The sequence below is a fragment of the Paenibacillus kyungheensis genome, from assembly GCF_028606985.1.
In the GTDB taxonomy this organism is placed as follows: Bacteria; Bacillota; Bacilli; order Paenibacillales; family Paenibacillaceae; genus Saccharibacillus; species Saccharibacillus kyungheensis.
Window position 1 is genome coordinate 659,442 of sequence record NZ_CP117416.1, and the last position, 12,854, is coordinate 672,295.

Here is a 12,854-nt window from a genome sequence, read left to right on the forward strand (position 1 = left end):
AGCAAAGGTGGAAACCATTCTTATGTTTACCAGAATTAAAAGCGCTTACAATAATTTAGGTATTCATCGTAAAATGTTGCTACTGATCTCTGCATTGTTGTTAGGAAGTTTTGCTTTTTACGCATTGGTATTAAGCAATTTGTATGAAACGTATGATAGCCAAATGTACGAAAAGACATCTGAATTACTGAATATGTCTTCTGTCGGTATTGAAAATCAACTGAAAGATATGGAACATTTATCATTTAAAGTAGTTACCGACGAACAATTGCAACGCTACTTAACAGAGCTGGAACAGACCAATTCAGTGTATCAAAAAAATGTATTACGCAAAAAGCTAACCAATCGGTTGATCGCTTTTGCAGGTTCGGAGCCTTTTGTCTATTCGATGATGGTGATCGACAAAGAAGGTGAGGTAATGTCAGCAGGCAATCGAGAAGGGATACCGGCTGAATTGCGAACCGATCTAACCACATTAGCAGATCAGAATGATGGAGCCAATTCGTGGTATGTCGGGGGCAAGTCTTCTTTGTTAGCAGTTCGTCAATTCAAGGCTTTTACCGGATCAACCTTCACGCTGAAAAATCTAGGTACAGTGATTATTCGGATTCGGATAGACCGGATTGTCGATAAACAGGTGCATCAGTCTGCTGGAAGTACACTTGTGATCGCAGATCATCAACAGATTGTTTATCCTGAAAAGGTGTCATTTAGCGAAACTGAAATCAATCAAGAATTGAGTCGCAATCAGCCTTATGGTGTAGTGAATTTGCCGGAAGGTGGTTATTTCTCTGCTCGTATTCAATCGCCATATACCGGATGGACATACTTGCATATGACGCCATTTGATCCAATGTTTGAACGAATAACATGGATGAAGCGTCTGGTGACGATTATATTTATTGCGATCTTTTTGCTAGGGCTGGCATTTGGCACACGATTATCGCGCAGTATTACAAGACCGATGGAACGCTTGTTGCAGAAAATGAGAACCGTAGAGACTGGCAATCTGGATCGTCTGGAAGAATTAACACTCGGGCCTGTGCTTGAAGGATCACAGACTGAAGTAGGGTTACTGCACCGCACATTTAACCGAATGTTACTGCGAATCAGTGAATTGATTGATGAAAATTATGCCAAACAATTGATTATTCGCGAAACTGAACTTAAAGCGCTACAAGCACAGATTAATCCTCATTTTCTCTATAACACCCTAGAATCGATTAACTGGATGGCGAAAGTTAACAAACAATCCAAAATCTCTGAAATGGTCGAAGCGTTAGGCTTTTTATTACGAAGCTCTGTCAATATGAGCGAAAAATTGATTCCGTTAGGACGCGAACTTGATATTGTTTATAGCTATGTCACGATTCAGCAGATGCGCTTTGAAGAACGTTTGCATTTTGAAGTCGATATTCCTGACGATCTCAAAGATGCGCTAATTCCCAAATTAACGCTACAACCGCTGATCGAAAATGCGATTCATTATGCGCTGGAGCCGAGTGTTAACGTGTGCCATATTCGTATTGTAGTGAGACATGAAGAAGATCTGCTCTATATCAGTGTAGAAGATGACGGACCGGGAATGACGGCTGAATTTCTAGAACGTCTACATAGTGGACAAGTACAGACGCGTGGTGAAGGGATTGGACTCAGCAATATAACCGAACGGATAAGGCTGACATTTGGCTCGGATTACGGAATGGAGATCGAAAGTTTGCCCGGTGTGATTACTGCTTTTCATATTCGTATTCCTTATGAGAGAGGGGAAGCGCAAGATGTATAAAGTATTGTTAGTCGATGATGAACGGATGATCTTGGAAGGGATATCACAGGTCGTGAACTGGCATGAAAGTGGAACCGAATTGATCGGCACCGCACGTAATGGACTGGAAGCCTATGAGCGTATTCAAGAAAATTGCCCTGATATCGTGATTAGTGATATCTCTATGCCCGGACTCGATGGAATTGGACTGGTCGCCAAAACCCATGCTGCATTTCCAGAGGTGCGCTTTATTATGTTGTCCGGTTATAAAGATTTTGATTATGCCCGTAGAGCGATGCAGTATGGGGTGAAACATTATTTGGTGAAGCCTTGTAACGAACGCCAGATTCAAGAAGCGATCAGTGAATTGTTATCCGAACGTGAGGTTGAGCATGAGCGTGATGAATTTGTAAACAGTATGAAAGAGCAATTTACACGCATGTTGCCACAGGTGAAAGAACAATTTCTGAAAGAATTTATCGCTAATAAAATGTACGGGGTGCGTGACCTTGCTTATTATGAGCAATTATTTCATCTGAATCTGCGTGACCGTCCGGTACGAATGGCTTTGATGCGTGTCGAAGAATCGCATGAATATGAACATTTATTTGCACTCAAAAATATCGCTGATGATCTACTAGATGGTGTATTGATGGGAACAACGATTCATATGCAAGATGAATTACTACTTTTACTGGATGATCCTGAATCGATTACCAAGCTGATTAGTGATCTGGAACATGTACAACAAGTGTTTGCAGGCTTTTACAAATTAGATGTGACGATTGCTCTAAGCGAACCGGATTATATGATCTCATTACGGCGAATGTATCGGGATACACAGCAATGTATGAATCACCGCTTTTATGTAGGGGAAGGCAGTATTATTACCAAGTCGGATCTAGCATTGGCTGACCAGAAAGATAATACTTCGTTTGAAATGGATGAAGAAGCTTTTACATTGTTAATTAAATCTGGACAAATGGAAGAAGTGACCGCGGAGATTGATCGTTTATTTGTAACATTAGCGGAATGGCGACATGATATCGGAGTGACGCGCTCGTATGTATTGCAATTATATGCAGTGATGATCCGTCTATGCTTGCCAGAAGAACGTTCTTTATTTACAGGTCGAATGGCAGAACTGGCAATGCTAGATACATTAACTGGATTACATGAGTTCGTACAGGAAGCCGCTGCTTACTTAACGATGAGTTACTATAAGAGCAATGTGAATCGCCAATCTTCTGTCGTCAATAAAATGATTCAGATCATCGAGCAAAATTACACCAGTGCTGAATTATCGCTAAACGGAGTCGCTAATCAAATGCTGTATATGAACCCGGACTACCTCGGTAAAATTTTCAAAAAAGTGACTGGCGATAATTTTTCTCATTATGTCAATCGTTATCGAATCGAACGCTCCACCGATCATATTCGTCGTAGCGGTGATGTCAAAGTATTCGAACTCGCCGAACTGTTCGGATTCGGTGGTAACTCTCAATATTTCAGTCAGGTATTCAAAAAGTGGACAGGCATGACCCCAACCGAATATCGGAAAAGTGAAGAGTAGAGCAAAAGCAAATATAAAATAAACTTTTTGTAGATATAACTTATTGTAGCTATAACTTGTAATGAAGTTTTATCTTTTGGAGTTTACTTGTCTAACTATTATGCTGTGATGTAAATGAATGGATACGAATAATAGTACACTTCAACAAAGAATAAAGAATAAAGAATAAAGAATAAAGAACAAAGAATAAAGCGACTTTTGATGGTCGCTTTTTATTTTGACTCAAATCTATCTAGCGTATCTCAGCGCACAAGCGAAGAGCATCATCATATTCTGAAAGAGCGAAGCGATCGCCTTTGTCATGAACTCCCTACCGCTTAGCAGTTATTCAAGGGAGTTCATGACAACAAGCGACGATAAGAATAAGATGATGATCGTAGCGACAGCCCCTTGATACCGTAAACCAATTCATTTGAATACAAATATCCGTCATCATCCAAATTCAGACTACTCTGTTTTTTACACGATCACATCGGATTTGTGTATTCATTTGTGATCTGGCATCTGCGAAAATGAAGGTATAACTTAAATGTAAGCGTTAACAAAAAAGGAGCATTATTACATTCTACTTATTGATTTTAAGCAATATGAACAGCAATCATCAGCTTGATTAACGAAAGGGGAGAATATAATGAGAAAAAAGACAGCACTGGTATTGATGGTTACAATCCTACTTTTCATCACAGCTTGTGGTAATTCAGGTGGCGGAGGTAGTAATGCTAGTGGAGGTACAGACGGCAAAACACTTCGGATCGCTTGGTGGGGATCAGATACTCGACATGAATATACTCAGAAAATTATTGATATGTACAAAGAGCAAAACCCCGGTGTAAATATTGATATCGAATATGCTTCTTTTGATGATTATTGGAAAAAGCTAGCTCCACAAGCAGCCGCTAATCAATTACCGGATATTATGCAAATGGACGTATCTTATATTAGCCAATACGCTAAAAACGGACAATTGGAAGACCTGACCCCATACTTAGGAAGCAAAATTAAAGTCGATGATGTGACTGAAAACGTACTTAAAACAGGTGTAATAGGTGGCGTACAATACGGTATGCCAACAGGGGTTAACGTTTTAGGATTCCAATACGATCCAGCGATTTTGAAAAAAGCAGGCATCAGCGAAATTCCAGACAATTGGACTTGGGATCAATACAAAGAAATCGCACTTAAAGCGAAAGACAAAGGAATCTACTTTGATAGCTCAATGGCAGCAGATATTTTCTTTAACTACTTTTTACGTACCAAAGGTCAATCGCTTTACAATGCTGAAGGAACAGCACTTGGATATGAAGATGATGCGCTATTTACAGAATTCTTCGGTATGTTAGCTGAACTGATCAAAGAAGGCGCAGTACCTTCTCAGGAAAAATTGAACCAGACCAAAGGGATTCTGGAAGAATCCGATATTGTAAAAGGTACAGGCATCGGGATCTGGCAATGGTCGAACCAATTTGTAGCGTTACAACGTGTCGTGAATCGTCCGATGGAGCTTGCTCCGATGGTAGGGCCTGATATGGAAAAAGGAATTTATATGCAACCAAGTATGTACTGGGCTGTAGCGAAAAGTTCGCAATCCAAAGACGAAGCAGCTAAATTTATCGACTTCTGGATCAACAATCAAGATGCCAATAAATTGATCAAAGGCGAACGTGGTGTACCAATTTCTGCGGCTGTTAAAGAAGCTGTAGCACCAGAACTAAGTGAAACCGAGAAACAAGTATTTGATTTTGTCGCTAAAATGGAGCCAATCAGTTCACCAATGAGCCCACCACCACCTGTAGGGTCGGCTGAGATTATTGCAGCATTAACCGATTATGTAGAGCAAATTAACTTTGGACAAGCTACTGCTGCTGAAGTTGCACCGAAGTTCCGGGCAGATGCGAATGCGATCTTGTCAAACAATCAACCGTAACGAACTCGTTAGCTGATAGATGTAGAGAACGTGAACCGATCGCTGGAGAATGTATATCCAATCGGTTCACGATTTTCTTTCAAAATCTCAACGATCTGAGGAGGTGCGAACGCTTATGGCTATACGTAATGAGTCTTTAAAAACCAATTTGACCGGCTATGCTTTTATTAGCCCTTTTATTATTGGATTTCTGGCTTTTACTTTGATCCCGATGTTTATATCGTTGTATCTTTCGTTTACCAGCTATAACTTGTTTACTTCGCCACGCTGGATAGGACTTGGTAATTTTGAAAAAATGTTTACCAATGATCCGAAATATTGGAACTCGGTCAGAGTGACTATTTATTATGTTTTTGTAGGTGTTCCTTTACGATTAGCTTTTGCTTTATTTGTAGCGATGGTGCTCAATACAGCATCACGGATGGTGGGTACATATCGAACGATTTATTATTTACCATCCATTATTGGTGGTAGTGTAGCTGTATCTATTATGTGGCGTAATATTTTTAGTGAGCAAGGGATCGTCAACCATTTCTTAATGGCTTTCGGCGCAGCACCTGTCAATTGGTTTGGTAATGCTACCGCTGCACTGGGCATGCTGATCACGTTATCGGTATGGCAATTCGGTTCATCGATGTTGATTTTCCTTGCTGGCTTAAAAAATATTTCACCTGAAATGTATGAAGCCGCCAGTGTTGATGGTGCTTCACCTGTACGCAAATTTATGAATATTACATTACCGTTACTCAGTCCGGTTATTTTATTTAATCTGATTATGCAGACGATTAGTGCATTTATGACATTTGTACCTGCCTATGTTATCTCCAAAGGAGAAGGTGGCCCTCTGGATGGAACAATGTTGTATTCACTTTACTTATTCCGTCAGGCATTTATGTTCAACAATATGGGTTATGCGGCAGCGATGGCTTGGGTGATGTTGATCTTTATCGGTATTCTAACATTTGTATTATTCAAAACATCTAAAATGTGGGTGTTCTATGAATCAGAAGGAGGACGTTAATTATGGCTGAACGTAAAGCGTCTATCCCTGAATACAATGTAATGAGCAGTACACGCGCGCAAAAAGGGTGGTTCTGGCGCAAAATCAAATGGCCTATATATCATATCTTTGTCGGGTTACTGGCGATCTTGATGATGTATCCGATTGCATGGATGTTGCTCAGTTCATTTAAAGAAAGCCGTACCATTTTTGCTACAGCGAATACATTATTGCCTGCTCAATGGATGTGGGATAACTATATTACCGGTTGGAAAGGTGTCGGTGGTTATTCTTTCGGGCATTATATGTGGAATTCATTAGTAATTGTAGCGATATCGACAGTCGGAGTAGTTATTTCTTCGGCAGTGATTGCTTTCGGATTTGCTCGTTTGAATTTTAAAGGTCGGAACTTCTGGTTTGCGATTATGATGGTGACCTTAATGTTACCTCATGATGTGGTATTGGTTCCGCAATATATTATTTTCACTAAATTAGGATGGTTAAACAGTATTGCTCCTATTGTGGTACCGCAATTTTTCGGTGCACCGTTCTTTATTTTCTTGATGGTACAGTTTATCAGGACGATTCCGAAAGATCTGGATGAAGCGGCGACGATTGATGGGTGTGGCAAATTCCGTTTGTTTATACAGATCATTTTGCCATTGATCAAGTCTTCTCTGGCGACAGCAGCGATTTTCTCTTTTTACTGGCGCTGGGAAGATCTACTAGGTCCGGTACTCTACTTGAATTCACCGGATAAATATACGGTCTCGATGGGATTGAAAATGTTTTTGGATAGCGAATCTTCTTCTAACTGGGGAGCGATGTTCGCGATGTCTATCGTAAGTCTATTGCCTGTGGTAGCGATCTTCTTTGCTTTCCAAAGACATATTGTCGAAGGGATCAGTTCTAGCGGGATCAAAGGATAAGATACGGATCAACAATAGCTAGGTAGATATCTCATACTGAATACTTTATGTTGCTCATTATTGAAGTTATCGAAATAGATGTTATGTACCATATAGATAATCATTAAAGCGATCTATGCAAGGATGGTGAAGCCAAATGAATCACAAATCAGCTACTGAGACGGCTACAGAACAATGGCGGATCACAGAAGGTGGCGATGCCCATGCAGCATTAGGTGATCCTTCATCTACGCTTCATGCATCTGCATCCGATCTCTCAGCACATGAACCGTTGTTATCACCATTGCGATATGATTTTGGACCGGGAGAAGTTACTCCCGGTTATATATCTGTGTCTCCTGATGATCGATATGAAAATGTGCAGACTGGATCAAGTTATGGATTTGCACATCCTGAGAGGGTATACGGACGAGATCGAAGCAATCTGCTAAGTGGAGATCTATTCGCAGAGACTTCTAATCATTTGCTAAGTAGCTTCTGTATTCCACTGGACACTTCATTTATAACCGATCTGCCTAACGGTACATATCAGATCCAGATTACGGTTGGAGATGAACAAGCCGCTACTCATACGATCATTAAATGTGGCGCTGGCAAGCTGATGTTACCGCCTGTAGATACATTGCCCGGTCAATTTGTAAATAAACTATTTACCGTTCCGGTGATTGAACATCAACTGCAATTGCATATCAGCGGCAAAGCTCCACGTCTAAATGTGGTTGAGATTACAGCTGTACCGCAAGCACTCAAACTATTTATCGCTGGCGATTCAACAGTGACTGATCAGAAGCAAGGTGGAGCTCCTTATGCGGGTTGGGGGCAGATGTTACCTGCAAAATTCAAGCACGATGTCTGTGTCGATAATCATGCAGTATCCGGTCGCAGTTCCAAAAGCTTTATTGATGAAGGTAGACTGGCTATAATTGCAGACCAGATCAAAGCAGGGGATTTTCTATGTATTCAATTCGGTCATAATGATGAAAAAAATGATCCGGCACGCGGGACAGAGCCATTTACTACATTTAAAGAGTACTTATTGCAATATATCGAAGTCGCTCATACCAAAGGGGCAACTCCAATTTTGATAACTCCGGTTAGTCGGCGTTACTTTGGAGCAGATGGCGTTCTTACAGATACTCATGGCGACTATATTGTAGCAATAAAAGAATTAGCGACAGAGCAACAGGTTCCACTAATCGATCTCGCTCAGCAGACCAAAGTATTGTTAGAGTCACTGGGTGAAGAACAAAGTAAATCGTTATTCGTCTGGCTCTATCCAGGGGAGTATCTACATTTTCCCGATGGGATGGAAGACAATACTCATTTTCAAGAACAAGGTGCTATGCAGGTAGCAGGACTGGTTACTGAAAGTATTCGTACGTTGGCGATTCAACCGTTAGTGATGTATTTGCGCTAATGCTAATATCGTTACTTTTGTATAGAGTGATCCTCATGACATTTCGAATCTACTGACAATCTAATATGCGATACAGAAAGGATGATTAGTTATGCCTGCTTTACAATTTGATGAACAGCATATCCGTGATGTGATTGATCGTGTGGTTGAACGTACATTTAATATGGATTTTCGTTGGGATTGGCCGGGTGGAGTTGCTTTTTACGGAATCTGCGAAGCCTATGAAGCAACAGGAAAAAAGGAATATCTAGACAAACTTAAAATTTGGATCGATGAGCAGATTGAAGAAGGATTACCACAGTTATCGGTCAACGGGGTATCGATCGGTCATTGTCTGCTTACCTTATATGAAGCAACAGGCGAAGAAAAGTATTTAGATATTGCAAAAGAAATGGCTGAATTTCTAGATAGCAAAGCAGAGCGTTTTGCAGATGGTATTTTCCAGCATACGGTCAATTCACTTACCGATGTATTTCCACAGCAAGCATGGGTAGATACGATGTTTATGGCAGGGTATTATTTGCTACGGATCGGTCATTTGTTAGGCAATGAGAAATATATCGAGGATGGTCTGAAGCAGTATCATGGACATGAAGAGTTTTTACAAGATAACGATACCAATCTGTATTATCACGGTTGGGATCATGTGAATCAGCATCATATGTCAGGCATGTATTGGGCGCGTGGTAATTCATGGGCGGCACTGACCATGGCAAAAGCATTGAAGTTTATTCCAGTGCAACATCCATCGTATATGATTATTGACGGTTCTTTGCGAGATCAATTAAGCGCTCTCGTACGTCTGCAATCACCAGAAGGATTGTGGCATACCGTACTGACCGATGAGACTTCATATCTGGAAACATCCGGTTCTGCGGGTATCGCGACAGCATTATTGTTGCAAGGCAGACTGTACAATAAATATACGCAAAAAGCGATTGATGGCATTTTGTCGAAGATCAAAGAAGACGGTACTATAACAGGCGTTTCCGCAGGGACAGCCGTCATGAATGATATTGATGGCTACCGCAAAGTACCTGCCAAACGTATTCAAGGATGGGGACAAGGACTGGGCTTAGCTTTTCTAGCTCAATTGGTACGTACCAAAGAAGACGTATTTGGTTGATTATCATGAAGCGATCATATCGATCGTTATTTTGAAAAAATATAGCATAGTATTATTCCTGGACATTTTAATTCAGCAAATAAAATATAAAAAAACACGCTGTTCTTATTCAAAGAGCAGCGTGTTTTCTTTAGGTTACATGCAGTGAAACGACAAATTTCTAGCTGCTTTGTCTTACCGTAACATTCGTTACTTTTTGATCAGAACTTTTAGTAATAAATAAAGTATAATGCTTAGAATCTTTCTCAATAGATAACACTTTGTTACTTTCGATAGGTTGAACGTTCCACTTATCCTGTTTTAATTTCGCAATATAGTCTGTAGTTAATGTATCAAATGTTTCCGGTACTTTGTAATTTTTTAGATCATTATCAGAAATCGTAGCTACTTCTGTAGCACTTGAAGGAACAGGCAAGTTATTTAATTCAGCCACATAAGAGAACGTATCTTTTGATGGTTGAGAAGATGTAGAATTTGAGCAAGATGCAAGTAGAACAACAAAACAGATTAATAAAAAACGCATATTACACACCTCATTATGAATTAACGTTCATTAGGACTTTTTGCAGCATTATTCATTTTCCAAATATAAACATTGTAGCCAGCAGAATACCAAGAGCTAAGAGCATTATTTTTTTTGTCATCTGTATGTTGTGTTACATAAAAATGGCCATCTTTTAAAAGTGTAATTAATGCAGTATGATCAATATCTCCATCTTTAGTAAAGTCTGCGTTTACTGGATCACCCATATCAGCTTTCGAAGCACTAGCAGCTAAAGTAGTACGTGTACGCCAAAAATGATAAAAATTATTTGCGCCACCCCAACTATGTGAAGGTTTTGAAATTAAATTATCTGAAAAATACCAAGCATTATCTCCAGTTAAGTATGGACCTTTCCACTGTGACATACCACCTGCATATAATGCTTGAGAAACAAAATTTGTACAATCATTCCATTTAGCCCAACATGCTTTTGAACTTAAAGAACACTTATTATAATTAGCATAGTAGTTAGAGTAGGTTGGATTTCTACCATTCCACCATTTATAAGCATAATCTCTTGCATTAATTGAACTATAACCATTTGAATAAGCATTAGGTGTTAAAAAACTTTTGGGTTTATCTTCGTATACCGATTCATGTACAGAAGATTGTATTTCATATACAGAAGATTGAACAGTGATTGGGTCAGAAGAAGAAACTGGGATCAAGTCGTAAAGTTCATTGAGTTCATTCTCGTTAATAGAAGCTGTATATAATTTATTTTTAAAATTTTTGATTTGTTTATTTTTTTCTTTGTTCTCATAGAAATCCATAAACTTTACAAATTCTATTATATAATTTCTATCTTTACTTGAAAAATCATCAAGAGAAGTTCCTAAACCTTTAATAAATAATTGATATTCAGTATTATCTAGATTCTGTTCTATTGTAATTGAATTTATATTTATGTAATCTTTTATTATTTTAATAGCTATAGCATATTTTTTTTCTGCTTCTTCTTTTGTTACAGTTGTTTCTATTAGATTAGGAATATTTACTTCTACTTTACCAGTAGCTACATTATTTATATACTCCCTGAATTCTGTTTGGGGATATTCTAAGGAATCTGTATGTAACTGATTAGATTCTGCTAAAGCATTAGAAGGTAGTTGACTTACAAAAAAAGTGAAGATAATAAATAATAGTAATAAGAATTTTTTTGATTTTCTCATTGTATTCCTCCTTATATAAATTATTTTTAAACTTTAACATAGTTTGAAATTGGTAACAATGTGTTATTTTTCCTAAATAAATAATTTGAATATAAAATTTCAGGTCTATATATCTAATTAATCGACAAAATATTTGCTTATGTTTTAATTTTTTCTATTAATAATATTTGAACTTATAACTTAAAATACCATTTCAGTTATCTAATTGAAATGGTATTTTAGGTTTGAAAATTTACAATAACGGTTGCTTCACAATCGAGAACTGATGATCTAGATTCTCAACGATCATATAGAGTATACCATTCTCGTATTTAATAAATTTGGATACCGTATTCTCAGATGTTTGGGGCATTTGCCAGATTTCTTTGCCATTACGATCATACAGATAATTCTTCTGTTCACTATTATCAATGAGAAAGACTTGATTGTTATTGTAATCGGTTGTCCATTTTTCATCACGATCAGCTAACGTACGAATCATTTCATATACACGTTGACCTGTAGCTAGATTGTAACGAGCATAGATTGGGAAAGGTTTGTCTGTATTAGCGCCTAACGGATTTCCTTTAATATTGGTCGTGTAGACAATCAATTCATTCGATTGTAATTGAAAATCAGCATCTAGATTCCACGGTACGGTAACCGTTTTGGCTTTTACGTTAGGATGAGCAGTATCCCAAATGTAAAACACATTTTGCGTTTGCATCAAGCTACCACCATTGTATTGAGCGACCACGTAATGAGAGAACATTTTTACTTGAGTTGGATTAGCATTTTCATAGTTAAACGTCTGCTGAATCGTTGGCGTTGTAGTCAGAGATGCTTGTTTCCAAGGTGCTTGATAGACCGATAACTGCTTGCTCGACTGAACAACAATTTGTTCTTTGCTAGTGGATGTAGGAGCAGACCATGCTAACTGCGAACCATTGCCCGACACGACTTGATACAAGTGTGCAGGTAACGTAACCGTTGATAAAATTTTGCCTGATGTTGCTTGAGCTGTTGATAATGTGATTTTTTTTAGGGATTGTTTATGTTGTACAATTAATACTAATTTGTTAGAACTGGTCAATACGTTATAGCTGAAAATACGATCATACGTATTGTTCCAAAGAGGCATCGATGTGTTCAAATTCACGATTTCTATGCGGTTATTCGCTATATCTACTAGAACTGCTTGATCATGAGGTAGATTCACAATCTGTGTATCGATCCGAAAATCGTCTGGAAAAGATAAATGATCATCTGTAGGATTAGCAGCAAATGCTTGTACAGGTAATAATAGCAATAGTGTTAACGTTAGAATCCATTTTTTCATCACAGGTAATCCTTTCTGCACATCCTTTATTTTATGTAGCATACCTATATATATTATACCGTATATTTGCAGCATGTGTACTATTT

The 12,854-nt window shown here is 38.5% G+C and carries 10 protein-coding genes; 7 read left to right on the forward strand and 3 right to left on the reverse strand.

Annotated elements, in window-relative coordinates; translation table 11 throughout:
- The first annotated feature begins 22 nt into the window (after nt 1-22).
- From PQ456_RS02940 to PQ456_RS02970, 7 genes are all read left to right on the forward strand, one after another.
- Nucleotides 23-1,786 (forward strand): sensor histidine kinase, encoded by a 1,764-nt coding sequence (locus PQ456_RS02940; RefSeq protein WP_273614792.1) that lies wholly within the window; start codon nt 23-25, stop codon nt 1,784-1,786.
- A complete protein-coding gene (locus PQ456_RS02945) occupies nt 1,779-3,338 on the forward strand; it encodes a response regulator transcription factor (protein WP_273614793.1) in 1,560 nt (519 codons plus the stop codon). The genes PQ456_RS02940 and PQ456_RS02945 overlap by 8 nt, the downstream gene beginning before the upstream one ends.
- A 631-nt stretch (nt 3,339-3,969) precedes the next feature.
- A complete protein-coding gene (locus PQ456_RS02950) occupies nt 3,970-5,262 on the forward strand; it encodes an ABC transporter substrate-binding protein (RefSeq protein ID WP_273614794.1) in 1,293 nt (430 codons plus the stop codon).
- 115 nt (nt 5,263-5,377) lie between these two features.
- The gene (locus PQ456_RS02955) at nt 5,378-6,283 is read left to right on the forward strand and encodes a carbohydrate ABC transporter permease (protein WP_204826615.1); all 906 of its coding nucleotides are present in this window, start codon (nt 5,378-5,380) and stop codon (nt 6,281-6,283) included.
- 41 nt (nt 6,284-6,324) lie between these two features.
- Entirely contained in the window at nt 6,325-7,191 is an 867-nt protein-coding gene (locus tag PQ456_RS02960) for a carbohydrate ABC transporter permease (protein WP_273616224.1), read from the forward strand.
- A gap of 136 nt (nt 7,192-7,327) precedes the next feature.
- Nucleotides 7,328-8,608 (forward strand): rhamnogalacturonan acetylesterase, encoded by a 1,281-nt coding sequence (locus PQ456_RS02965; RefSeq protein WP_273614795.1) that lies wholly within the window; start codon nt 7,328-7,330, stop codon nt 8,606-8,608.
- 91 nt (nt 8,609-8,699) lie between these two features.
- On the forward strand, nt 8,700-9,734 hold the full coding sequence (locus tag PQ456_RS02970) for a glycoside hydrolase family 88/105 protein (protein WP_273593132.1): 1,035 nt from the start codon (nt 8,700-8,702) through the stop codon (nt 9,732-9,734).
- 160 nt (nt 9,735-9,894) lie between these two features.
- Here PQ456_RS02970 and PQ456_RS02975 read toward each other — a convergent pair whose 3' ends face one another.
- From PQ456_RS02975 to PQ456_RS02985, 3 genes are all read right to left on the reverse strand, one after another.
- Nucleotides 9,895-10,257 (reverse strand): hypothetical protein, encoded by a 363-nt coding sequence (locus PQ456_RS02975; RefSeq protein WP_273614796.1) that lies wholly within the window; start codon nt 10,255-10,257, stop codon nt 9,895-9,897.
- 20 nt (nt 10,258-10,277) lie between these two features.
- The gene (locus PQ456_RS02980) at nt 10,278-11,450 is read right to left on the reverse strand and encodes an amidase domain-containing protein (RefSeq protein WP_273614797.1); all 1,173 of its coding nucleotides are present in this window, start codon (nt 11,448-11,450) and stop codon (nt 10,278-10,280) included.
- A gap of 232 nt (nt 11,451-11,682) precedes the next feature.
- Nucleotides 11,683-12,768, reverse strand: coding sequence for a hypothetical protein (locus PQ456_RS02985; protein ID WP_273614798.1), 1,086 nt, complete (start codon nt 12,766-12,768; stop codon nt 11,683-11,685).
- Between the last annotated feature and the right edge of the window lie 86 nt (nt 12,769-12,854).